The sequence below is a fragment of the Leclercia sp. GLN_9 genome (genome assembly GCF_043105735.1).
GTDB lineage: Bacteria > Pseudomonadota > Gammaproteobacteria > Enterobacterales > Enterobacteriaceae > Enterobacter > Enterobacter adecarboxylatus.
In genome coordinates this window covers 188689-213294 of record NZ_JBICLV010000026.1, presented here as the reverse complement: position 1 = coordinate 213294, position 24606 = coordinate 188689, and the positions used below count along the sequence as shown (strand labels likewise).

The following is a 24606-nucleotide window of genomic DNA, read 5'->3' as shown; positions in this document are numbered from 1 at the left end:
TGAGCAGAATATTCCCTGCTTTACTTATGTTTGCTCCATTAATGGCACCAGCGGCCATCATTGAGGATTCTACGACGGAGGCTCAGACTTTTTCCATCGACCCGTCATACACAATTAATGAAAATGTACTCATATCTACGGGTTCAAACACTGCGGCTGTTACGATAGCAGGCGATCAGTTACTTACTGTTGATAACGAGGGAAAAATTACCAATACCGGAGATGCTGTCTATATTAATACCGGTACGCAGGAACCTGTCATTAACAACACACAATCTGGTGTGATTTCATCGAGCACTGGAAATGCCATTACTGTTCACTCAATGACAGGCACCATTAAAAACGCGGGTAACGTGACGGGTGCAGAAAGCGGCATCCAAATTGAAGAAGATTCGTCGATGCTCAGGATTGAGAATGCTTCAACTGGCCATATCGAAGGCAAAACAGGGATTGCCAGTAAGATCGGAATAATTCTAATTAACAATGGTGAAATAAAAGGTAATTTAAATAATGGTGTCGAACTCTCCGGCGTCACCAGCAATAGTAAAATTACTAATAACGGCACGATTGAAGGGATTGAGCATGGTATTCACACCTCTGGTATCACAAGAGTTGAAGTGACTAATGCTGGAATCATCAAAGGCGGCGAAAGTGCTATTTCATTTACCAGCGAAAAAAACAACGTTCTTACTCTGACGACCGGCTCCCGGTTGGAAGGGGATGTTATTTCAACCAATTCAACTACCAATACTTTACGACTAACAGGCACAGGAACTGAAGACAGCAATTTCATTGGCCTGAATGAAGGCGACGGTTTCGCCTCTCTCACCATGTTAGGCACCGATTGGGAGCTGACCGGTAATGTGGATATCATCGGCACGGATGATTCAATCAAGGTTGATACCGGCAAGCTCACCTTCGCAGGCAACGTCAGCAACGCTGGTAATACCCTCATCGCAGAAGGCGCTACCCTGCAACTGGGTACTGGCGAAAAAACCGGCACCTTAAGTGGGAAGCTGACCAACAACGGCACGCTGGAATTTAATCAGGCTGCTGATTTCAACTTTGCCACTGGCATCACGGGCAGCGGTACTGTTATCAAAACAGATGCCCATACCCTGACGCTGACCGGCAACAACAGCTATACAGGCGACACGCAGTTGAACAGCGGCACGATGCTGGTAGCCGAAGGCGCAACGCTGGGAAGTGCAGGCAATTCCGCCACCGTCACGATTCAGGACGGGGCTACCTTCGCCAGTGCAGGTACGGTAAACAATAACGTCAATATTCTCGGCGGCGGCGTTCTGGCCTCATGGAATGCGGTTCAGGGAAATACGCTGTCCAGTGCTTCTACCGCCGATACCATCAACGGCAACGTCACCAACAGCGGTACGCTGCAAATCAGCGGTCTGAACGACAGTGTGGGGAATGATTTCACCATCAACGGTGATTACACCGGCATGAGCGGCAGTTTGATCGCCATGAACAGCGTGCTGGGGGATGACAATGCGTTGACCGACCATCTTACCATCACCGGTAACAGTGCAGGTGTATCGGATATCCGTATCAGCAATATCGGTGGGGCGGGCGCGAAGACCGTCAACGGTATGCAGATCGTGAGCGTGGGTGGCGATTCCAGGGCTGCGTTTAGCCTCTCCAGACCGGTCGTCGTTGGCGCGTGGGAATACAGTCTGAACCAGCACAGCGATGGCAACTGGTACCTGGAGTCTGCAGACACTACCCCGGTTCCTGACAAAGACGATAACACCGACGGCAACACCGACGACGGCAACGGCGGTAACACCGACGGCGGTAACGGCGGTAACACCGACGGCGGTAACGGCGGCAACACCGACGGCGGTAACGGCGGCAACACCGACGGCGGTAACGGCGGTAACACCGACGGCGGTAACGGCGGCAACACCGACGGTGATAACAGTGGTAACAACGACGGCGGCAACAGCGGCGGCTATACCCCACCAGAGATGAGCAATCTTGCTCCTGAGGTCGGTGCCTATTTAGGTAACTACCTGGCTGCCCAGGACATGTTCCTGCACAAACGCGACGATCGCGATCAGCTGACGCTGCGCAATGAAGAAGATCTCAACACCTGGATGTATGTCAAAGGCCGCTACCACGAAAACGATGTGGCGGGCGGTAAAGTAAACTATGACACCACCCAGTACGTGATGCAGGTCGGCAGTGATTTCATCAGCAAGAAGATGGACACGGGTGTACTGCATAGCGGGGTGATGTTCGGTGCCGGTCAGGCAAAAACTGACTCCACGTCCACAGGCAGTAAACGTTCAGCGCAGGGTAAAGTCGATGGGGTGAATGTCGGCGTATACGCCGCCTGGCAGGAAGACCAACAGTTGCGTAAAGGCAGCTATATCGACAGCTGGGCCTCTTTCGGCTGGTATCACAACTCGCTCACCAGTGACGGTCGCAGCGACGAGTCTTACGACAGCCACGGCTTTGCTGTATCACTGGAAGCAGGTCACGCCTGGATCGTTGACTCAGAAAACGAAAGAACCTTGAAAATCGAACCGCAGATCCAGGCCATCTATAGCTATCTTGATCAGGAAAACCATACAGACGCCGACGGCGTACGTATCTCTACCCCTGATAATGACGGCATTCTGGGACGCGTAGGTGTGAAAACCAGCTACTTCGATCAGAAAGATGTGCAGGCATGGCAGCCTTACGTAGCAGTCAACTGGCTGAAAGGTGCCGGACAGAATGATATCGCCTTCAACGGCGAAGCGTTCAGTAACGATACCCCGGACGACCGCGGTCAACTGGAGCTGGGCATTACCGGCAAACTGAATGAAACCACGCTGATCTCGTTACGCGCCAGCGGCGAGTGGGGTGAAAACGGTTATGACGCGTATGGCGGTCATATCCTGCTGAACCACCGCTGGTAATCACATAATCAGATCGAATAATGCAGTGGTTCAGGCCACTGCATTTTTTTATCAGTTATCCAGTTCACCCATGGATTTAACCTGATCGCGGTTAATCTGCTCGGTTTGCCCGGTTTCTGCATTCTCATAGGACACCAGCCCGGTATCATCATCTACCTGCGGTTTACCGTCGGTAACGATGGTTTTGCCGTCCGTCGTTTTCACCGCCTGATTAGACGAACATCCCGTCACGGTAAACAGCGTTGCAGCCGCAAAGACAGAGGCCATCAGTAGTTTGCTTTGCATAGTATTCTCCCTGTTGGTCGTCATTGTTATCATCAGGCTAAACTGTAGCGTAATACGCTACGGTCAGGGAAAAATGCAGAACACTCTGAAGGTTAGCTTTTCTGCGGGAAGCCATCTTTGTAGATCACTGTCTGTACCACTTTTCCGCCAGCGTCATAGGTTTTCGCTTCGCCGTTCGCCACGCTCGCTTTGAAGGTGATGGTCGAGCGCAGCTTCCCGTCCTGGGTATAACCCTGAGACAGCCCTTCCGCCTGACAGTTAACCAGCGGCGTATGGCTCCGCAGGACGCCGTTCGGGTAATAGACGTCGATATAGTCGTTAAAGCAGCGGTTCTTGATGACAGTCTCAAACTTCTTATTGCCATTGTCATACTTCTCGACGAGCTTGCCCTCAGGCACGCTATCCGCCACCTTCACCACCGGTGTGGTTAACTTTTTCTGCGGCTCCAGATCGTCCTTTAAGCCTTTTGCATAGTCGGGAGTCATTCCCATTCCATCAATGGTATTGGTCACCGACGAGGCAAAATCTGCACAGCCAGCAAGCAGTATTACCAGGGGTATCAACGTAAGGGCCTGTTTCACAATAAACTCCTTTTTTCAGGTATTGCCCTACAGTGCGTTGAAAAGGGAGGAGGCACAACCGCCAAAAATGGTCGGAAAGACATAAAAAAAACCCGCCGAAGCGGGTTTTGAGAGCAATCTGAAGCGATTACTTCGTGATCTGCGCGTGCATCTCTTGCACCGAAATGACCTTCTCGGTGGCATCCGCGTTCAGCGCCATGGCTGTTGCAAAACCGCCGTTCAGGGTGGTGTCGTAGTGCACTTTGTACTGCAGCGCGCTGCGGCGAATCAGCTTGGAGTCTTCAATCGCCTGACGCCCTTCAGTGGTGTTGATGATGTAGGTGTACTCGCCATTCTTGATACGGTCCTGAATGTGCGGACGACCTTCATGCACCTTGTTCACCAGACGCGGGTTGATACCCGCTTCGCCCAGTACAATCGCAGTACCGTGAGTGGCATCCAGTTCGAAGCCCTGTTTCAGCAGCTTCGCCGCCAGGTCCACTACGCGCTCTTTATCCCCTTCACGCACGGACAGCAACGCACGGCCCTGTTTCTTCATGGTGGAGTTACTGCCGAGCTGCGCTTTCGCGAATGCTTCAGCGAAAGTGCGGCCCACGCCCATCACTTCCCCGGTAGAGCGCATTTCTGGCCCTAACAGCGGGTCAACGCCCGGGAATTTGTTGAACGGCAGCACGACCTCTTTCACCGAGTAGTACGGCGGGATGATCTCTTTGGTCACGCCCTGCTGTGCCAAAGTCTGGCCAGCCATCACGCGCGCCGCCACTTTCGCCAGCGGAATGCCGGTTGCTTTGGAGACGAACGGTACGGTACGCGCCGCACGCGGGTTAACTTCAATCAGGTAAACTTCGTTGTCTTTCACCGCGAACTGCACGTTCATCAGACCGCGCACCTGCAACTCGAAGGCCAGCTTCTGCACCTGGTCACGCATCACGTCCTGAATCTCTTTGCTCAGCGTATAAGCCGGCAGAGAACAGGCTGAGTCACCGGAGTGAACGCCCGCCTGCTCGATATGCTCCATGATGCCGCCAATCAGCACCATTTCGCCATCGCAGATAGCATCAACGTCCACTTCAACTGCGTCATCCAGGAAGCGGTCCAGCAGTACTGGCGCATCGTTAGAGACGCTGACCGCGGTCTGGAAGTAACGACGCAGGTCGGCTTCGTCGTAGACGATTTCCATTGCGCGGCCGCCCAGCACGTAGGATGGACGCACCACCAGTGGATAGGTGATCTCTTTGGCCTTCTCAACCGCCTGCTCAATCGCGGTCACAGTGGCGTTAGCCGGTTGTTTCAGCTTCAGGCGATCAACCGCCTTCTGGAAACGCTCACGGTCTTCGGCACGGTCAATCGCGTCCGGGCTGGTGCCGATAACCGGTACACCTGCGGCTTCCAGGTCACGCGCCAGCTTCAGCGGAGTCTGGCCGCCGTACTGCACGATAACGCCTTTTGGCTTCTCGATACGCACGATTTCCAGTACGTCTTCCAGCGTAACCGGCTCGAAGTAGAGACGGTCGGAGGTGTCGTAGTCGGTAGAGACAGTTTCCGGGTTACAGTTAACCATGATGGTCTCGTAACCGTCTTCGCGCAGCGCCAGTGAGGCGTGTACACAGCAGTAGTCGAACTCGATGCCCTGGCCGATACGGTTTGGACCGCCGCCCAGAACCATGATTTTGTCACGGTCAACCGATGGGTTCGCTTCGCACTCCTCTTCATAGGTGGAGTACATATAGGCAGTGTCGGTCGCAAATTCTGCCGCACAGGTGTCCACGCGCTTGTAAACCGGGTGCAGGTTGTACTGGTCACGCAGCTTGCGGATTTCTGCTTCGCGTACGCCCGCCAGTTTTGCCAGACGCGCATCGGCAAAGCCTTTACGCTTCAGCATACGCAGGAAGTCAGCGTCGAGGCCGTTGATGCCCAGATCCGCAACTTTCTCTTCCAGACGCACCAGCTCTTCAATCTGCACCAGGAACCAGCGGTCGATATTGGTCAGGTTGAAGACACCATCAACGGACAGGCCAGCACGGAAGGCATCGGCGATGTACCAGATACGCTCGGCACCTGCATCTTTCAGCTCACGGCGGATTTTCGTCAGGGCTTCCGGATCATCCAGGCTTACTTTCGGGTCGAAACCGGTCGCGCCCACTTCCAGGCCGCGCAGCGCTTTCTGCAGGGATTCCTGCTGGGTGCGGCCAATCGCCATCACTTCACCAACGGACTTCATCTGCGTGGTCAGACGGTCGTTCGCACCGGCAAATTTCTCGAAGTTGAAGCGAGGAATTTTGGTCACAACGTAGTCGATAGACGGCTCAAACGATGCCGGGGTACGGCCACCGGTGATGTCGTTCATCAGCTCGTCAAGGGTATAACCCACGGCCAGTTTCGCTGCCACTTTAGCAATCGGGAAGCCGGTGGCTTTCGATGCCAGCGCAGAAGAGCGGGATACACGCGGGTTCATCTCGATAACAATCAGGCGACCGTTCTTTGGGTTTACCGAGAACTGAACGTTAGAACCGCCGGTTTCGACGCCAATCTCACGCAGTACCGCCATCGAGGCGTTACGCATGATTTGGTACTCTTTATCGGTCAGCGTCTGGGCGGGTGCCACGGTAATGGAGTCACCGGTGTGGATGCCCATGGCATCGAAGTTCTCGATAGAGCAGACGATGATGCAATTGTCGTTTTTATCACGCACCACTTCCATTTCGTACTCTTTCCAGCCAATCAGCGACTCGTCAATCAGTAGCTCTTTGGTTGGGGAGAGATCCAGACCGCGTTCGCAAATCTCTTCGAACTCTTCACGGTTATACGCAATACCGCCGCCGGTGCCGCCCATGGTGAAGGACGGACGGATGATGCACGGATAACCCACGTCAGCGGCAACCGCCAGCGCTTCTTCCATGTTGTGAGCGATACCGGAGCGTGCAGTGTCGAGGCCGATTTTCTTCATCGCCACGTCGAAACGACGACGGTCTTCTGCTTTATCAATCGCGTCGGCAGTCGCGCCAATCATGGTCACGCCGAACTCAGCCAGTACGCCCTGACGTTCCAGCTCCAGCGCGCAGTTCAGCGCTGTCTGGCCGCCCATGGTCGGCAGCACCGCATCCGGACGCTCTTTTTCGATGATTTTACGTACCACTTCCCAGTGAATTGGCTCGATGTAGGTCGCATCGGCCATTTCAGGGTCGGTCATGATGGTCGCCGGGTTAGAGTTCACCAGGATAACGCGGTAACCCTCTTCGCGCAGGGCTTTACACGCCTGTGCGCCGGAGTAGTCGAATTCGCAGGCCTGGCCGATCACAATCGGGCCAGCGCCAAGAATCAGGATGCTTTTTATGTCTGTACGTTTTGGCATAGCTTCTTTCTCCGGAGAACCTGTTTATGCGCGTCGCGAGCGACTGGCAGACAAATTTTTGACGCCGTCTGCCTGAGCGCAGCAAGGCATAAACAGATTCTGATTATTTAGCGGTCTTACGGTACTGCTCAATGAGTTCGATGAAGTGATCGAACAGCGGCGCGGCATCGTGCGGGCCTGGGCTGGCTTCCGGGTGGCCCTGGAAGCTGAACGCCGGTTTGTCGGTACGATGAATCCCCTGCAGGGTGCCGTCGAACAGCGACTTGTGCGTTACGCGCAGCGTGGCAGGCATGGAGGCTTCGTCCACCGCAAAACCGTGGTTCTGCGCGGTAATCATCACCGTGTTGTTATCAATATCTTTCACCGGGTGGTTACCACCGTGGTGGCCGAACTTCATTTTCACGGTTTTTGCACCGCTCGCCAGCGCCAGCAGCTGATGGCCGAGGCAGATACCGAATACCGGAATATCGGTTTCAAGGAAGCTCTTAATCGCGTCGATTGCGTAGTCGCATGGCGCCGGGTCACCCGGGCCGTTGGAGAGGAAGATCCCGTCCGGGTTCATCTTCAGCACGTCCTCTGCCGGGGTTTTCGCCGGCACAACGGTCAGACGGCAGCCGCGATCCACCAGCATACGCAGGATGTTGCGCTTGGCACCGTAGTCGTAGGCCACGACGTGGAACGGCAGTTCCTCTTCTTTTTTGGCTTCTGGCAGTTCGCCTGCCAGCGTCCAGCTCCCCTGAGTCCAGCTGTAGGCCTCAGCGGTGGTTACTTCTTTTGCCAGATCCATGCCGTTCAGCCCCGGGAAGGCTTTGGCTTTTTCCTGCGCCAGAGCTACATCCAGGTTATCGCCAGCGATGATGCAGCCGTTCTGGGCACCTTTTTCACGCAGCAGACGCGTCAACTTACGGGTATCGATATCGGCAATCGCCACGATGTTATGGCGCTTGAGGTAGGAAGAGAGGTCTTCGGTATTGCGGTAGTTGCTGGCAATCAGCGGCAGGTCGCGAATAATCAGACCTTGTGCATGTACCTGGGAAGACTCTTCATCAGCGGCGTTAGTGCCGACATTGCCGATATGGGGATAAGTTAGAGTGACGATTTGGCGGGAATAGGAAGGATCAGTGAGGATTTCTTGATAACCGGTCATTGAAGTATTGAAAACGACTTCCCCAACCGCCGAACCTGTTGCCCCAATGGCCCGACCGATAAACTGGGTTCCGTCTTCCAGAACCAATAGCGCTGACTTAATCAAAACACCCTCCAGAGAATATTCACTCACTTTATTTGCATATTAATGCATACCCATAGTATGAATCAATGCAAATCTGCTGCCAGTGGATTTTCGGCAAACGGCGGCATTCTGGAGATTTGGCAGGGGAAAGTCAACTTAAAAAGTGGGTTTTGTTTGTTGTTTTTGCGCCACTGATGAGCTGGAAAGTAATTAACGGGCAAAAAGATCAACTAAATCACGTAAGAAAACGCTTGCGACTCAGTTTTAATAGCAAGTGCTCATCTCAAGTCCAAAAAAGTGGACCATTTGGTCAAAATTCACATTTTTGAAACAAAAATAGTGAGGATAAAGTTGGTTTATGAGAGTTTAATAAAGAAATTATATCAAAACATTCAAAATTAAAGGGCAATAAAATATTGCCCTGTGCAATCAATTGATTATGACTGCAATAACCACATCACGAAGGGTAATCATGATTACAAATTATTAAGATCAAGCACATCTCGCATGTCAAAGAGACCATCTTTCTTGCCTTTCAACCACATTGCGGAACGAACTGCCCCATTTGCAAAAGTCATACGACTGGAGGCTTTATGGGTAATCTCAACACGCTCACCGATATCAGCAAACATCGCGGTATGTTCACCGACGATGTCGCCAGCACGGACGGTTGCAAACCCAATGGTGCCAGGCACACGTTCACCGGTATAACCCTCCCGGGTATAGACCGCACACTCTTTCAGATCTTTATCCATCGCCTGAGCGATCGCCTCGCCCATCGCCAGCGCGGTGCCAGACGGGGCATCGACTTTATAACGGTGGTGCGCTTCGATAATTTCGATGTCAGTGTAATCCCCCATCACTTTCGCCGCCTTCTCCAGCAGCTTCAGCATGACGTTAACGCCTACACTGAAGTTCGCGGCGAAAACAATCGCAATCTCGTTTGATGCAGCCTGAATGGCTTGTTTACCGGCATCATCAAAACCCGTGGTGCCAATAACCATTCCTTTCCCATGCTGACGGCAAAAAGCCAGGTGGTCGAGCGTGCCTTCAGGACGGGTGAAATCGATGAAAACGTCAAAGTCATCTTTAACGGCATCCAGGCTGCTCTGCACGGTCACGCCCGTTTTCGCCACGCCTGCTAATTCACCTGCGTCGGCTCCCAGAAGAGATGAACCTTCACGCTCCAGCGCCGCGCCAAGGGCCACGCCGTCCATCTGTAGTGCCGCCTGAATAAGCTGACGGCCCATACGTCCGCCCGCGCCCGCAATGGCGACACGGATCTCTGCATCATGCATAGTTATTCTCTTACGTTAAAATGATGTAAACCGCTTTCAGATTAACCAGCCCTGACGAAGGCTGCCACAGAAAACGCCGATAATTAGAATTTAATGATAAACAGGGAGAGATATCAGTTAAAGACATGATCGCCAGGATATGGCCCGCTTCCGGTCATAGAAAAAAGTACGTGGCGTTTCGCGAGCCGCACACAGCAGCCCAGGTTATGGTTCATCAATGTAACGTTCAACATGCAGTGTTGAGGATCGCCGCTGAGCCTGGCATTGTTTTCAAAAGAAATACCAGGCCACCCGCGATGTCGGGTTAATCACACCCCTGTTAATCGAGGCTATAGGTGACGATCAACTGTCCTTTTTTGATTTTCAGCCCGAGGATTTGCATTGCCCCCACATCCGCCAGCTGTTTAACGTGCGTTCCACCGCAAAGGTAGGGCGGGAGATCGCCAAAGCGAACCTTGCGTCTGCCCGTTTCAATTTCAGTATGGCGAAGCAGGTTATCGGCTTTCCAGCCGTCAATAATGGCCATCAGGGCGCTGGCATCTGGCAGGGGATCCTGACCCTCGCCAGGCGTAAAGGTAATCCGCCCTTCACCAGGCCAGTGGTGGGCTTTTACCGGCTTCCAGCCAAACTGCTCCCCAGCATAGCCGATCAAGTGACCTGCGCTGTGCCAGCGGGAGTGACGTTCTCTCACATCTTTATCGACTTGCATCTCCACCTCGCCTGGCGTAAGCGCTGCGGGCAGAATGTGGACGACATGCTCCCCACGCGGGGATACCGCTTCTACCGCTATCCCGGCGATCCATCCTCGATCCGCTGGCTGTCCACCGCCCTGCGGATGGAAAAGGGTCTGATTAAGTTCAATGGCGTAGCGGCCGTCAGGCTCCTCAGTGCAACGGATCACCTGTGCACGCCCTTCTGTCGCGTCACTGGTGTAATAAAGTCGTTCTGTCATGGTTGTTCTCCTCTGTACCCTGACAGTATATTCATCACTTAAGTGTCGATAATCGGCCGCTCAGACATTGCACTCTTGCCTGGTATGCACAAATGAAACCTTCTTTGCTTCCCGATCTCGCCACTTTCGTCACCATCGTAGAACATGGCAATTTTTCAACCGCAGCCCGCCTCACTGGCGCCACGCCCTCTGCGATCAGCCGCTGTGTTTCACGTCTGGAAAAAGAGATGGGATGTAAATTGCTGCACCGCACTACACGTAAGCTGGCGCTTACCGTGACCGGAAAAGCGGTTTATGAGCATGCGCTGGATATGCTGGACGCGGCACAGCAGGCGATGGATTCAGGCAGTAGTCTGCAGACCGTTGCGCAGGGAAAACTCACCATGAGCGTGCCGAAAGCCGTGGGACGCTTTGTGATCCATCCTTTAATCCCGGCATTCCTTGAGCGCTATCCGCAGATTGATGTCTGCCTGCGCCTGGAAGATCGTTACATGGATTTGATCGACGACGGTGTCGATCTGGCGCTACGGATCACTAATACCCCCTCTCCTGGCCTGTACGGTAAACCGCTGATGCCGGTCACCCATGTCATCTGCGCCACCCCAGAGTACCTTCGTCGCACGGGCATACCGCAGCATCCGCACGATCTCCGGCAACATAGCTGTATTTCGCTCGGTGAAACGCCGGCCGATTCACGCTGGAAGTTTGCATTGAATGGAAAAACGGAAACGGTACAAACTCATGGACGTTATGCCGCTAACCACACGGGTGTGAGGCTGGATGCGGTAAAGCGCGGCCTGGGTATCGGGAGTTTACCGCTGTTCACGGCGCGTGAGACGCTGGAAAGTGGGGAGATTGTGCAGGTCTTACCGGAGTGGGAGTTTATCAGTAGCTATACGGGCGATCTCTGGCTGCTGTGGACGCGCAATAAACATATGCCGGCCAGAATGCGGGCCATGATCGACTACCTGAATGAAAAAATGCCAGTCATTCAGTGACTGGCATTTTTTAAACCTTACTCGACTTCGCGGGCATCAATGCGTAGCTCTTTCGGGACTTCAAAGACGATGTTCTCTTCGCGTCCTTCCAGCGGCACCGCTTCACCGCCACCCAGCTCCTGCAGGCGGACAATGACGTTCTGCACCAGAATATCGGGGGCGGAAGCGCCCGCAGTTACGCCAACACAGGCGGCATTCTTAACCCACGCTTCCTGAATGTCCGTCGCATCGTCAATCAAAAACGCCGCTTTCCCCATCCGCTGCGCCAGCTCGGCCAGACGGTTGGAGTTCGAGGAGTTTTTGGAGCCGACAACCAGCACCACATCTGCTTGCTCAGCAAGCGCACGCACAGCTTCCTGGCGGTTTGTCGTGGCGTAGCAGATATCGTCCTTACGCGGCCCGACAATTTTCGGGAAGCGCTGGCGCAACGCATCAATAACGTCTGACGTATCGTCTACGGAGAGCGTTGTCTGGGTCATAAAGGACAGACGCGCTTCGTTTTTCACGTTCAGCGTAAGCACATCTTCCGGCGACTCGACCAGGTACATCCCCCCTTCCGGGTTGCTGTACTGCCCCATGGTGCCTTCCACTTCCGGGTGACCGGCGTGGCCAATCAGGATCGACTCTTCACCACGGCGGCTGGCTCTCGCCACTTCCATATGCACTTTGGTGACCAGCGGACAGGTAGCATCGAAAACGGTGAGATCGCGGCTTTTCGCTTCGTTACGTACGGCCTGAGAGACGCCGTGGGCAGAGAAAATCAGGATCGCGCCATCAGGCACTTCACTGATCTGCTCGATAAAGATCGCCCCACGCTCGCGCAGGCTATCGACCACGTAACGGTTGTGCACCACTTCGTGGCGCACGTAAATTGGCGCGCCGTAAATTTCCAGCGCGTTTTCAACAATGCTGATAGCGCGGTCTACACCGGCGCAGAAACCGCGCGGGTTAGCCAACAGGATCTGCATTTCAGGCCTCCAGCGCTGGGTCAATTTCCAGCACTTCAACATCAAAATGGACGGTACGCCCGGCAAGCGGATGGTTGAAGTCGACGGTGATGGAGTCCCCGTTGATTTCCCGAATCACGCCAGGCATTTCGCTGCCGTCCATAGCGGTAAAGAGCATAATCGCCCCGATTTCAGGCTCACCCGCGTCCATAAATTCACGACGCGAGAAGTACTGGATCAGGTCCGGGCTGGGCACGCCAAACGCAGCATCCGGCTCCAGAGAGAAGGCTTTTTTCTCTCCCTCTTTCAGCCCCAGCAGTTGCTGCTCAAGACCTTCGGACAGGGAGGTATCGCCCAAGCGAAACAGCGCCGGTTTGCCGTTATTGCGGGTGGATTCTGCGGTAGAGCCATCATCCAGTTTCAGCGTGAAGTGAACGAGGATCGCGCTGTTGCTCTGTACGGATTTAGACATAAACATTGCTCTTTAATATTGCCTCGCAGTTTGCCAGGTGGCGCTTCGCTTACCCGGCAAACTGGCGTTGGCATATTCGGTAGGCCGGGATCGCTGCGCGTCACCCGGCGTTGATGCTTAAGCCTGTTTCTTCGCGGCTGCGTTCGGCAGGAAGCCTTCCAGCACGATTAACGCCGCACCAATACAAATTGCAGTATCGGCCAGGTTAAAGGTGGCGAAGTGCCAGTTGCCGACATAGAAGTCGATCATATCGACCACAAAGCCGTGCCACAGACGGTCAAACAGGTTACCCAGCGCACCGCCAATGATCAGTGCGTAGGCGATGTTGTTCAGCTTTTGCGTGGCTTTCCCGCGGTACATCAGCACTGCCAGCACAACGCAGATACCGAGAGCGATACCTGCGAAGAACCAGCGCTGCCAGCCGCCGCTGTCAGCCAGGAAGCTAAACGCCGCGCCGTAGTTGCGCGCATAGTGCAGATTAAGCGACGGGAACAGCGAAACCGTATCCCCCAGAGCAAAGTTCTGGAGGATCAGGTATTTGCTGCCCAAATCAATAATCAGCACGACTACCACCAGCCACAGCCAGCGCAGCCCTGTTGAAGAGAGTGATTTACTCATCAGGCAAACTTACGTTTTTCGCCATCACCGGCGATGTTGCTGACACAGCGTCCGCAGATCTCTGCGTGTTCCGCCACCTTGCCGACATCGGTCGTGTAATGCCAGCAGCGCGAGCACTTCTCACCTTCGGCTTTCACCAGCGCCACTTTCAACCCTTTGAGCAGTTCGCTCTGCTGGGCATCAGCGCTCGCGTCGGCATAATCCGCAACATTCGCACCGGAGGTCAACAGGACAAATCGTAATTCATCGCCCAGCGCCGTCAGCTTCGCAGCCAGCTCAGGTTCCGCGTACAGGGTCACTGCCGCTTCCAGGGAGCCGCCCACTTTCTTGTCGGCACGCGCCTGCTCGATCACTTTGTTCACTTCGCCGCGCACTTTCAGCAGCTCGTCCCAGAAGCTGTCGTTCATGGCTTCGGTCCCGGACAGGCCAAACAGACCTTCGTACCACTCGCCAGTGAAGACATACTTCTCACGATCCCCTGGCAGGTAGCCCCAAATCTCATCCGCGGTGAAGGACATGATCGGTGCCATCCAGCGCACCAGCGCTTCTGCGATATGGAACAGTGCGGTCTGGCAGCTGCGACGCGCCACGCTGTCGGCTTTCGCGGTGTACTGACGGTCTTTGATGATGTCGAGGTAGAACGAACCCATTTCGATGGAGCAGAAGCGCATCAGGCGCTGCACCACTTCGTGGAAGTCGTAAGACTCGTAAGCTTTCAGGATATCTTCCTGTGCCGCTTTCGCGCAGCCCACGGCCCAGCGATCCAGAACGACCATCTCTTCCGGTTTCACCATGTCTTTTGCCGGATCGAACCCGTTCAGGTTCGCCAGCAGGAAGCGCGCGGTGTTACGGATACGACGATAGCTGTCGGCAGCACGTTTCAGGATCTCGTCAGACACCGCCATTTCGCCGGTGTAGTCAGTTGATGCCACCCACAGACGCAGAATGTCGGCGCCCAGTTTGTTCATCACGTCCTGCGGAGAAACGGTGTTACCGATAGATTTGGACATCTTACGACCCTGACCATCCACGGTGAAACCGTGAGTCAGTACCTGACGGTAAGGTGCTTTACCCTTCATGGCGGTGGAAATCATCAGGGATGACATGAACCAGCCACGGTGTTGGTCAGAACCCTCCAGATACATGTCGGCAGCGTGGCCGGCAAACTCTGGACGCACGTCAACAACAGAGGCGTGCGTTGAACCGGAGTCGAACCACACGTCCAGGGTATCTGGCACTTTCTCGTAGTTATCCGCGTCCGCGCCCAGGATGTCGCGGGCGTCGAGATCCCACCACGCCTGAATGCCGTCCACTTCAACGCGCTTCGCCACTTCTTCCATCAGTTCCAGGGTATTCGGGTGCAATTCCTGGGTCTCTTTATGGACGAACAGAGACATCGGTACGCCCCAGGTACGCTGACGGGAGATACACCAGTCAGGGCGGTTCGCAACCATAGATTCGATGCGCGCCTGGCCCCAGTCCGGGATCCACTGCACGCCTTTGATCTCTTTCAGAGACTGCGCGCGCAGGCCTTTCTGATCCATGCTGACAAACCACTGTGGGGTCGCGCGGAAGATGATTGGTGTCTTATGACGCCAGCAGCACGGATAGCTGTGCTGCATTTTCTCAACATGCAGCAGCGAGCCGTTGTCGCGCAGCATGTTGACGATGATGTCGTTAGCTTTAAAGACGTTCACGCCGTCCAGGGCCGGATAGGTGCCTGGCAGGTAAGCGCCGTCCGGGCCAACCGGGTTGGCGATTTCCAGACCGTATTTCAAACTGATGCTGTAGTCGTCCGGGCCGTGGCCACCGGCGGTATGCACCGCACCGGTACCCGCTTCGAGGGTGACGTGTTCACCCAGAATCGCTGGCACATCGAAATCGAGGAACGGATGCTTGAAGCGCAGATGCTCCAGCTCGGCACCTTTAACCGTACCCAGAATGCTGTACTCGGTGATGTTCGCGCGCTTCAGCACGCTCTCCACCAGGTCTTTCGCCAGGATCAGCGCACGGCCTTCAACCTGTACCAGCGCGTAGTCGAACTCCGCAGAGAGGGAGATCGCACGGTTGGCAGGCAGGGTCCATGGCGTGGTGGTCCAGATCACCAGCGAGATTGGGCCTTCGACGCCTGGCAGACCAAATTTGCCCTGCAGCGCTTCCTGATCGACGCCTTCGAAGGCCACATCGATGGATGGAGAGGTTTTGTCGTAATACTCAACTTCCGCCTCAGCCAGCGCAGAACGGCAGTCCACGCACCAGTGCACCGGCTTGGCGCCTTTGTGCAGATGGCCGTTACCGATGATTTTACCCAGCGCACGAATGATGTTGGCTTCGGTTTTGAAGTCCATGGTCAGGTACGGATGCGACCAGTCGCCCAGCACGCCCAGACGGATAAAGTCTTCACGCTGACCGTCAACCTGGGTGGCAGCGTATTCGCGGCATTTCGCGCGGAATTCAGCTGCGGTGAACTTCTCGCCTGGCTTACCGAACTCTTGCTCTACTTTCAGCTCAATTGGCAGACCGTGACAGTCCCAGCCTGGAACGTAAGGCGAGTCAAAGCCCATGAGGCCTTTGGACTTCACAATAATGTCTTTCAGAATCTTGTTTACAGAGTGACCAATATGAATGCTGCCATTCGCATAAGGAGGGCCATCATGCAGAATGAAGGTTTTTTTGCCTTTTTTGGCTGCACGGATGATGCCGTACAGGTCATCATCGGTCCAACGCGCCAGCATTCCCGGTTCACGCTTGGCGAGGTCGCCGCGCATCGGGAACCCTGTTTCCGGCAAATTCAGGGTTGATTTATAGTCACTCATCAGATTCTCGGTTCCGTATTTATATCTCAGGCATTAAGCCGGGTTTGAAAGCCCAAAAATTTCGCGGGCTGTTAATTCATCTCTCGCTATTTGCGCTTTCAGCTCATCGAGCGAGGCGAATCGCTGCTCATTGCGTATTTTTTTACGCAGGATTACATCTATATGGCGACCATAAAGGTCCATTACAACGTCCAGCAAATGCACTTCGAGTTGCTGACGTACACCAGCCACTGTCGGACGGGTACCAATATTGGCAACGCCGGGCAGAGGCTTATCGCCCAGCCCCGTTACCTCTACCGCAAAGACCCCTTTTACCGGGGAAACCTGACGGCGCAGCGGTAAGTTCGCCGTAGGGAAACCAATGGTGCGACCCAGTTCATCGCCATGCACCACGCGCCCGGAGATGGAGAACGGGCGGCCGAGCAGCGTTGCGGCGGCATCCAGGTCGTCATCAGCCAGCGCCTGGCGTACTGCCGTGCTGCTGATGCGAACGCCGCCTTCGCAAAAGGTCTGGGTGCTGGTGACGTCAAAGCCATACTCCAGGCCAGCCTTCTGTAATAGCAAGAAATCCCCCTGACGACCAGCGCCAAAGCGGAAATCATCACCCACGGCCAGAAAGCGCACCCCGAGGCGATCAACCAACAGGTCGCTGACAAAATTTTGTGCCGTCAGCGCGGCGAAGCGCCGATCAAAACGGACGCACAGGACGTAGTCCACGCCGCACTGGGCCAGGTAACGTAATTTTTCACGCAGGCGGGTCAGGCGCGCAGGCGCCTTCTCGCTGGCAAAAAGCTCCAGCGGCTGCGGCTCAAAAATCATGACTACTACCGGCAGACCTCGTGCCCGCCCCTCTTCACGTAACCCCTGCAACAGCACCTGATGTCCACGATGCACGCCGTCGAAATTACCAATAGTCAGCACACACCCGTGCGGGGCCTGACTGAGATTATGTATGCCGCGTATCAGCTTCATGACTGGCTCAAAACAGTGAAAATCGCCAAAGTATACCTTGTACAGCGGTTAAGGTTAACCGGCGATTGTTCACGCAAAACAGAAAGCCGTAATGATTTCATCAGGGTTGCCTTTCACAGCGAAAAAATCTGTCTGCGGATGAGGATTTTTATGTCGAAAAGCTGTATTCAGGAGCGACAAGCTGGTAGAATCCTGCGCCATCACTACGTAACGTAGCGTCGCTAATTAACGGCGCTTATTTGCACAAATCCATTGACAAAAGAAGGCAGAGAGGGCATATTCCTCGGCCTTTGAATTGTCCACATAGATCATATTTGGGAGTTGGACTTGGCTAATATCAAATCAGCTAAGAAACGTGCCGTTCAGTCTGAAAAGGCTCGTAAGCACAACGCAAGCCGTCGCTCTATGATGCGTACTTTCATCAAGAAAGTATACGCAGCAATCGAAGCTGGCGACAAAGCTGCAGCGCAGAACGCATTTAACGAAATGCAACCAATCGTGGATCGTCAGGCTGCTAAAGGTCTGATCCACAAAAACAAAGCAGCGCGTCATAAAGCAAACCTGATCGCGCAGATCAACAAACTGGCTTAATCGTCACTTGTTGTTGCTTGTTTAAAGAACCCGCTTAACGCGGGTTTTTTTATGCCTTCAGATTGCCGGTGGCGTAAACAGCGCCGAGTAGTCACGGTTACAAATACGCTGCACCGCCGGATGCTGAATCATTCTTTCGGCGAATATCGCGTGATACTCCTCCATCACGTTATCCACCCTGCCAATCTCCGTAATCCTGATGTCCGTATAGAGGTCCTGCGCGTAAAGCGTCGGGGCAACGAAGATCGCGTTGTGCGCTTCGCCAAAGGCTTTCATTAGCGCCGCATCATCAAACTCACCCAGAATCTCCACGTTCAGCCCCTGCGAGTTAAACCAGTTCAGCAGCTTGCGGCCGAGCATTGAACGCCGCCCTGGCACCAGTAAACGTCGCTCTTCCAGACAGGCAGGGAAGGTTTTTTTCGGCGGGGGATTGATACACCAGAAGCTCACGCCACATTCGCCAATTTTCACCGAAAACAGCCCTTCCTGCTGGGTAGAATCGATCGGGCAATCCGAGATAATCATATCTAGCTTATGCTGGCTTAGCTGCTCAAGGAGCATCTCGTGGGTGGATTCAAAACAGCGCAGGTGGATTTGTTCATCTTCAACCACCGCCGCATCCAGCACGCCGCTGACCAGCCTTTTTGACAGCGCATCCGCCACGCCCACGTCAAAGAGCAGGTTCGACTCCTTGCGATAATTGACGATATCGAGCATCTCCTGGCTCAGGGTGAACATTTTGTCGGCGTAGCGAAACACCAGCTCACCAAGCTCGCTGGGTTCGATGCCACGTCCCTTGCGCTTGAAGAGCTTCCCCTGCAGGCGCTCTTCCAGGGCTTTGATCTGCCCGGTAATGGTCTGTGGCGTCAGGTAGAGCGCTTCTGCAGCGCCGACAACCGACCCTTCTTTATAGACATGCCAGAAGTAGTACAGGTGGTTGTAATTAAGATGAGACATACGTTCCTCGCTCCCTGATAGTGTTTACGGGAGGGCGGCCTGCCCTCCCGATGTCCCGTTATGCCGGATGCACCTGCCCCGACAATTTCATTTTCAGTAAGGCATAACCAACAAACGCCGCCAGCAGTGACCCGGTCAGAATACCCAGTTTAGCCCAGACGATAAGCTCCGGGGCATGTGCGCCAAATGCCAGCGTCGAGATAAAGATCGACATCGTAAAGCCAATCCCGCACAGCACGCCAACGGCCATGATCTGCCGACAGGTGGTGCCGTGTGGCAACGAGGCCAGTTTCAGTTTCAGCGCCAGCCAGCAGAAGAGGCTAATCCCCAGCGGCTTGCCGATAAACAGTCCGGCAATGATCCCCAGCGGCAACATTGATGTCAGTCCAGCGAAGGTCACCCCTTGAAGGGAGACTCCCGCATTCGCAAAGGCAAACAGCGGCAGGATCAGAAAAGCGACCCATGGATGCAGTACATGCTCCAGCTGTTTCGCCGGCGATTTGCCCTCCTGCGACTTCAGCGGGACGAAGAAGCCGATAATCACCCCGGCCAGGGTGGCATGCACGCCCGATTTCAGTACCGCCGTCCACAGAACCATCCCCACCAGCACATAGATGCCAATCCGACGAACGTTGAAGATATTCAGCAGCGCCAGTGCCGCAATGGCCGCCGCTGCGACACCCAGCGACAACATCGACAGTTCGCTGGTATAGAACAGGGCAATGATGATAATTGCGCCCAAATCGTCAATGATAGCCAGCGCCATCAGAAAGATTTTTAGCGCCATTGGCACGCGGTTGCCCAGCAGAGCCAGAACGCCCAGCGCAAAGGCGATGTCCGTTGCTGCGGGGATTGCCCAGCCCTGGCGGGCAAGAGGGTCCTGGTAGTTAAACGCCAGGTAGATCAGCGCGGGTACCACCATCCCGCCGATAGCGGCAATCACCGGGAACGCAGCGCGCTGGCGACTGGCGAGTGAGCCTTGTACCAGCTCACGCTTCACCTCAAGGCCTACCAGCAGGAAAAAGACCGCCATCAGTGCATCGTTGATCCACAGCAGCATGTTCTTATTGATTTCGAGCACGCCGACCCGTAGTTCGACAGGCGTTTCCAGAAAAGAATGATAGAGGTCGCGGGTACCGCCCATATTAGCCAGCAGCATTGCCAGCGCGGCCGCCAGAATAAGTATGATGCCGCCGGCGGCCTCATTACTGAAAAAACGGTGCAGAAGTTTCACTTTTACTCTCTCTTTTTACGGAAATTCTTCGTTAAAACCATCATACTCGTGGATATTCATCGGTAAAAGCAGGTTAATATTGAGTATGCACTCAGTTTTTCCGAGCTATGTTTTTCAGCCATAAAAAAAGCCCGGAATCGCTTCCGGGCTTTGAGAAAAACGTCAGCTCACCGATTAGCGAGTCAAATCGTCAAAGAATTTTTTCACGCCATCAAAGAAGCTTTTGGAGCGCGGGCTGTTATTCTCACCCGTCGGGCCGCCAAAGCTCTCCTGCAACTCTCTCAGCAGCTGCTTCTGTTTCTCGTTCAGGCCAACCGGTGTCTCAACCACCACACGACACAGCAGGTCGCCCTGTGCGCCGCCACGCACCGATTTCACGCCTTTCCCGCGCATGCGGAACAGCTTGCCGGTCTGCGTTTCGCCAGGCACTTTCAGGTTTACGCGACCGTCGAGGGTTGGCACTTCAATTTCGCCGCCCATCGCCGCCATCGCAAAGTTGATCGGCACTTCGCAGTAGAGGTTGTTGCCTTCACGTTCGAAAATCGCGTGCTGCTTCACCTGCACCTGAACGTACAGATCGCCCGCTGGTGCACCATGTTCACCCGCTTCGCCTTCGCCAGACAGACGAATACGATCGCCGGTATCCACGCCTGCCGGGATTTTAACGGACAGGGTTTTGGTCTTCTCAACGCGACCATGACCGTGACACTTGTTGCACGGATCCTTGATCAGCGTACCGCGCCCCTGACAGTGTGGACAGCTCTGCTGAACGGCAAAGAAGCCCTGGCGCATCTGTACCTGGCCGGAACCGTGACAGGTTGGACAGGTCTGCGGCTTGGTACCCACTTTCGCGCCGCTGCCGTGGCAGATGTCACACTCTTCCAGGGTCGGAATGCGGATCTCTTTCGTTACGCCGCGTACCGCTTCTTCCAGCGACAGTTCCATGTTGTAGCGCAGGTCTGCGCCACGGGCCGCACGCTGACGACCGCGACCGCCGCCGAAGATGTCACCAAAGACGTCACCAAAAATATCGCTGAAATCTGCGCCGCCGCCACCAAATCCGCCGCCGCCGCCCATGCCGCCCTGTTCAAACGCAGCATGACCGTACTGATCGTATGCCGCACGTTTCTGGGCATCGGTCAGGACTTCGTAGGCTTCTTTGATCTCTTTAAACTTGGCTTCGGCCTCTTTGTCACCCTGGTTGCGGTCCGGGTGAAATTTCATGGCCAGGCGCTTATACGCCTTTTTGATTTCACGCTCTTCCGCTGTTTTGGAAACGCCTAAAATCTCGTAATAGTCTTGCTTAGCCATCTTGTTTTATCTGCCCCTAACATGCGTGCACGGGCGGAGAGGAAACCTCTTCGCCCGTGCCAGTGTATTACCCGTTCAAAGGGCGATTATTTTTTGTCTTTCACTTCTTCAAACTCTGCGTCGACAACATCGTCATCTTTCGCGTTGTTTGCAGAAGCGTCAGCACCTGCACCAGCCTGCTGCTGTGCGTGTTGCTGCTGCGCGATCTCCATCAGCTTCTCAGAAGCCTGGGCCAGCGCCTGCATTTTCGCTTCGATATCAGCTTTGTCTTCGCCTTTCAGGGACGCTTCCAGCGCGCTCAGTGCAGACTCGATAGCAGTTTTGTCGTCAGCTGGCAGTTTATCGCCGGCTTCTTCAACCTGCTTACGGGTGCTGTGCAGCAGATGGTCACCCTGGTTGCGGGTCTGAACCAGTTCTTCGAACTTACGGTCAGACTCGGCGTTAGCTTCCGCTTCGCGAACCATTTTCTGGATCTCTTCTTCGTTCAGACCGGAAGAGGCCTTAATGGTGATCTTCTGCTCTTTACCGCTGTTTTTGTCCTTCGCGGAAACGTGCAGGATACCGTCGGCATCGATGTCGAAGGTCACTTCGATCTGCGGCATACCGCGCGGTGCCGGGCTGATACCATCGAGGTTAAACTGACCCAGATCTTTGTTATCTGCGGCGCGTTTACGCTCACCCTGCAGCACATGGATGGTTACCGCAGACTGGTTGTCTTCAGCGGTAGAGAACACCTGGCTGTGCTTGGTTGGGATGGTGGTGTTTTTGGCAATCAGCGCCGTCATCACACCGCCCATGGTTTCGATACCCAGAGACAGCGGGGTAACGTCCAGCAGCAGTACGTCTTTAACTTCACCGGTCAGAACGCCGCCCTGAACCGCTGCACCGATGGCAACAGCTTCATCCGGGTTAACGTCTTTACGTGGCTCTTTACCAAAGAATTCAGCCACTTTCTTCTGAACCATTGGCATACGTGTCTGACCACCCACCAGAATAACGTCCTGGATTTCGGATACGGACAGACCCGCGTCCTGCAGAGCAACTTTCAGCGGCTCGATGGAACGGTTAACCAGGTCTTCAACCAGGCTTTCCAGTTTCGCGCGAGTCACTTTGATGTTCATGTGTTTTGGACCGGTCGCGTCTGCAGTAATGTACGGCAGGTTCACGTCGGTCTGCTGTGCAGAAGAAAGCTCGATCTTCGCTTTTTCTGCGGCTTCTTTCAGACGCTGCATCGCCAGCGGGTCATTACGCAGGTCAATGCCCTGGTCTTTCTTAAACTCGTCAACAAGGTAGTTGATCATACGGCTGTCGAAGTCTTCACCACCCAGGTGGGTATCACCGTTGGTTGCCAGAACTTCAAAGGTTTTTTCGCCGTCAACTTCGTCGATTTCGATAATAGAGATATCGAAAGTACCACCACCGAGGTCGTAAACCGCGATAGTACGGTTGCCAACTTCTTTATCCAGACCGTAGGCCAGTGCCGCTGCGGTTGGTTCGTTGATGATACGTTTGACTTCCAGACCTGCGATACGACCGGCGTCTTTGGTTGCCTGACGCTGAGCATCGTTGAAGTAAGCAGGTACGGTGATAACTGCTTCAGTTACCGCTTCGCCCAGGTAATCTTCAGCCGTTTTCTTCATTTTCTTCAGCACTTCAGCAGAGATCTGCGGCGGTGCCATTTTCTGACCTTTAACGTCAATCCATGCGTCGCCGTTCTCAGCGCCGATGATTTTGTACGGCATGATGGCTTCATCACGCTGAACTTCTTCGTCCTGGAAGCGACGGCCAATCAGGCGTTTAATCGCAAACAGGGTATTTTGCGGGTTTGTCACTGCCTGACGTTTAGCCGGCTGACCAACCAGAGTTTCACCATCCTGGGTATAAGCAATGATAGAAGGCGTGGTGCGATCGCCCTCGGCGTTCTCCAGCACACGTGCAGTGGTGCCATCCATAATCGCTACACAAGAGTTGGTAGTACCCAGGTCGATACCAATAATTTTACCCATCTAAACGTCTCCACTAAAAATTCAGTCAACATGTGGTTGTGTACCTGTAATAAGGGCAGAAGGTGCTTTTTCAACTGTCCAGATTTGAATTTTTTCAGGTCCACACACTGCGGTTGACTACAAGATGGGGTCGCAACGGCATCCATCAAGGGGGGAGGATAAAAAAATTTTTAATTTCACCCTGATTAGATCATAGACGGCGCTGATGCCGCCCATTATGATGCCGCGCCCCGCCAGGGAGAATTGGCGTGGGATTCACCATTTCACCATATTAATGATGATTTTTTTGAGGACTTATGGGCAACACTAAGTTGGCTAATCCGGCTCCGCTGGGCCTGATGGGTTTTGGCATGACCACCATTCTGCTGAACCTGCACAATATCGGGATGTTCCCGATGGACGGCATTATCCTGGCGATGGGCATTTTTTACGGCGGTATCGCACAGATCTTTGCGGGCCTGCTGGAATATAAGAAAGGCAATACCTTCGGTTTAACCGCATTCACCTCTTACGGCTCTTTCTGGCTGACCCTGGTCGCCATTCTGCTGATGCCGAAAATGGGTCTGGCCGATGCGGCGAATGCACAATTCCTGGGCGTCTATCTGGGCCTGTGGGGTGTCTTCACCCTGTTCATGTTCTTCGGTACGCTGCAAGGTAACCGTGCGCTGCAGTTTGTGTTCCTGAGCCTGACCGTACTGTTTGCACTGCTGGCTGTAGGTCATCTGGTGGAAAACGGCGAATCTATTATTCACGTAGCGGGCTGGATTGGCCTGGTCTGCGGCGCCAGCGCCATCTACCTGGCAATGGGTGAAGTCCTGAACGAACAGTTCGGTCGCGCCGTTCTGCCGATTGGTGAAAAACACTGATCCCCCTTCGTGCCCGCCCTGCGGGCACGATATCGCCTCCTCCGTGCATACCCTCTCTTGTTTCACTCCGCTCAATTTTCAGTCACAACAGAAACGATGATTAAACGGGATGGCAATAATCACCTCATACAATTGATAAGCATTATCATTGCGATTAGTGTGACCCGGCGCATCCCGGAGAATGGATATCAGGTA

General features: G+C 54.3%; 19 protein-coding genes and 1 pseudogene. 4 read left to right on the top strand and 16 right to left on the bottom strand.

The annotated features are described in order from the left end of the window. The first annotated feature begins 323 nt into the window (after positions 1-323). Complete coding sequence (locus ACF8PE_RS17800) at positions 324-2924, top strand: autotransporter outer membrane beta-barrel domain-containing protein (protein WP_392495137.1); 2601 nt, start codon at positions 324-326, stop codon at positions 2922-2924. 51 nt (positions 2925-2975) lie between these two features. Here the strand turns inward: ACF8PE_RS17800 and ACF8PE_RS17795 are convergent, their stop codons facing one another. The 6 genes from ACF8PE_RS17795 to ACF8PE_RS17770 form a co-directional block, all read right to left on the bottom strand. Next, positions 2976-3209, bottom strand: coding sequence for a YgdI/YgdR family lipoprotein (locus tag ACF8PE_RS17795; protein ID WP_032616466.1), 234 nt, complete (start codon positions 3207-3209; stop codon positions 2976-2978). A gap of 92 nt (positions 3210-3301) precedes the next feature. Continuing rightward, positions 3302-3790 carry a toxin-antitoxin system YwqK family antitoxin gene (locus tag ACF8PE_RS17790; RefSeq protein ID WP_032616464.1) on the bottom strand — a complete coding sequence of 163 codons (489 nt, stop codon included), beginning with the start codon at positions 3788-3790 and terminating at the stop codon, positions 3302-3304. A gap of 127 nt (positions 3791-3917) precedes the next feature. Next, positions 3918-7142, bottom strand: a complete 3225-nt coding sequence (gene carB, locus ACF8PE_RS17785) for a carbamoyl-phosphate synthase large subunit (protein WP_032616462.1) — start codon at positions 7140-7142, stop codon at positions 3918-3920. Positions 7143-7245: 103 nt separating this feature from the next. Then, on the bottom strand, positions 7246-8394 hold the full coding sequence (gene carA / locus ACF8PE_RS17780) for a glutamine-hydrolyzing carbamoyl-phosphate synthase small subunit (protein WP_103792719.1): 1149 nt from the start codon (positions 8392-8394) through the stop codon (positions 7246-7248). 455 nt (positions 8395-8849) lie between these two features. Continuing rightward, positions 8850-9671 carry a 4-hydroxy-tetrahydrodipicolinate reductase gene (gene dapB / locus ACF8PE_RS17775; RefSeq protein WP_032616459.1) on the bottom strand — a complete coding sequence of 274 codons (822 nt, stop codon included), beginning with the start codon at positions 9669-9671 and terminating at the stop codon, positions 8850-8852. A 319-nt stretch (positions 9672-9990) separates the two neighbouring features. Next, positions 9991-10623: an alanyl-tRNA editing protein gene (locus ACF8PE_RS17770; RefSeq protein WP_392495136.1), complete on the bottom strand. Its 633-nt coding sequence runs from the start codon at positions 10621-10623 to the stop codon at positions 9991-9993. 92 nt (positions 10624-10715) lie between these two features. On the opposite strand from ACF8PE_RS17770, the gene ACF8PE_RS17765 reads away from it, so the two are divergent. Continuing rightward, positions 10716-11621, top strand: a complete 906-nt coding sequence (locus ACF8PE_RS17765; protein ID WP_392495135.1) for a LysR family transcriptional regulator — start codon at positions 10716-10718, stop codon at positions 11619-11621. Positions 11622-11638: 17 nt separating this feature from the next. On the opposite strand, the gene ispH is transcribed toward ACF8PE_RS17765, so the two are convergent. From ispH to ACF8PE_RS17735, 6 genes and pseudogenes are all read right to left on the bottom strand, one after another. Beyond that, positions 11639-12589 (bottom strand): 4-hydroxy-3-methylbut-2-enyl diphosphate reductase, encoded by a 951-nt coding sequence (ispH, locus tag ACF8PE_RS17760; RefSeq protein WP_014882496.1) that lies wholly within the window; start codon positions 12587-12589, stop codon positions 11639-11641. A gap of 1 nt (position 12590) precedes the next feature. Next, the gene (gene fkpB, locus ACF8PE_RS17755) at positions 12591-13040 is read right to left on the bottom strand and encodes an FKBP-type peptidyl-prolyl cis-trans isomerase (RefSeq protein WP_032616512.1); all 450 of its coding nucleotides are present in this window, start codon (positions 13038-13040) and stop codon (positions 12591-12593) included. Between the two features lie 117 nt (positions 13041-13157). Beyond that, complete coding sequence (gene lspA, locus ACF8PE_RS17750; RefSeq protein WP_032616454.1) at positions 13158-13658, bottom strand: signal peptidase II; 501 nt, start codon at positions 13656-13658, stop codon at positions 13158-13160. Further along, on the bottom strand, positions 13658-16474 hold the full coding sequence (ileS, locus tag ACF8PE_RS17745; protein WP_155166314.1) for an isoleucine--tRNA ligase: 2817 nt from the start codon (positions 16472-16474) through the stop codon (positions 13658-13660). The genes lspA and ileS overlap by 1 nt, the downstream gene beginning before the upstream one ends. A 33-nt stretch (positions 16475-16507) precedes the next feature. Beyond that, positions 16508-17446: a bifunctional riboflavin kinase/FAD synthetase gene (gene ribF / locus ACF8PE_RS17740; protein ID WP_032616452.1), complete on the bottom strand. Its 939-nt coding sequence runs from the start codon at positions 17444-17446 to the stop codon at positions 16508-16510. Between the two features lie 7 nt (positions 17447-17453). After that, positions 17454-17672 (bottom strand): annotated as a pseudogene (locus ACF8PE_RS17735) (DUF2575 domain-containing protein). Between the two features lie 101 nt (positions 17673-17773). Between ACF8PE_RS17735 and rpsT the strand changes: the two are divergent. Next, complete coding sequence (rpsT, locus tag ACF8PE_RS17730; protein WP_032616451.1) at positions 17774-18037, top strand: 30S ribosomal protein S20; 264 nt, start codon at positions 17774-17776, stop codon at positions 18035-18037. A 57-nt stretch (positions 18038-18094) separates the two neighbouring features. Here rpsT and nhaR read toward each other — a convergent pair whose 3' ends face one another. The 4 genes from nhaR to dnaK all read right to left on the bottom strand — a co-directional run bounded on the left by nhaR (position 18095) and on the right by dnaK (position 23545). After that, the gene (nhaR, locus tag ACF8PE_RS17725; RefSeq protein WP_059308757.1) at positions 18095-18994 is read right to left on the bottom strand and encodes a transcriptional activator NhaR; all 900 of its coding nucleotides are present in this window, start codon (positions 18992-18994) and stop codon (positions 18095-18097) included. 58 nt (positions 18995-19052) lie between these two features. After that, complete coding sequence (gene nhaA, locus ACF8PE_RS17720) at positions 19053-20228, bottom strand: Na+/H+ antiporter NhaA (RefSeq protein WP_032616448.1); 1176 nt, start codon at positions 20226-20228, stop codon at positions 19053-19055. 174 nt (positions 20229-20402) lie between these two features. Further along, positions 20403-21539, bottom strand: coding sequence for a molecular chaperone DnaJ (gene dnaJ / locus ACF8PE_RS17715; RefSeq protein WP_032616447.1), 1137 nt, complete (start codon positions 21537-21539; stop codon positions 20403-20405). An 86-nt stretch (positions 21540-21625) separates the two neighbouring features. Next, positions 21626-23545 (bottom strand): molecular chaperone DnaK, encoded by a 1920-nt coding sequence (gene dnaK, locus ACF8PE_RS17710; protein ID WP_032616446.1) that lies wholly within the window; start codon positions 23543-23545, stop codon positions 21626-21628. A gap of 296 nt (positions 23546-23841) precedes the next feature. Here dnaK and satP point away from each other — a divergent pair, with 296 nt between their 5' ends. Beyond that, positions 23842-24411, top strand: coding sequence for an acetate uptake transporter (gene satP, locus ACF8PE_RS17705; RefSeq protein ID WP_234548969.1), 570 nt, complete (start codon positions 23842-23844; stop codon positions 24409-24411). Positions 24412-24606 lie beyond the last annotated feature (195 nt).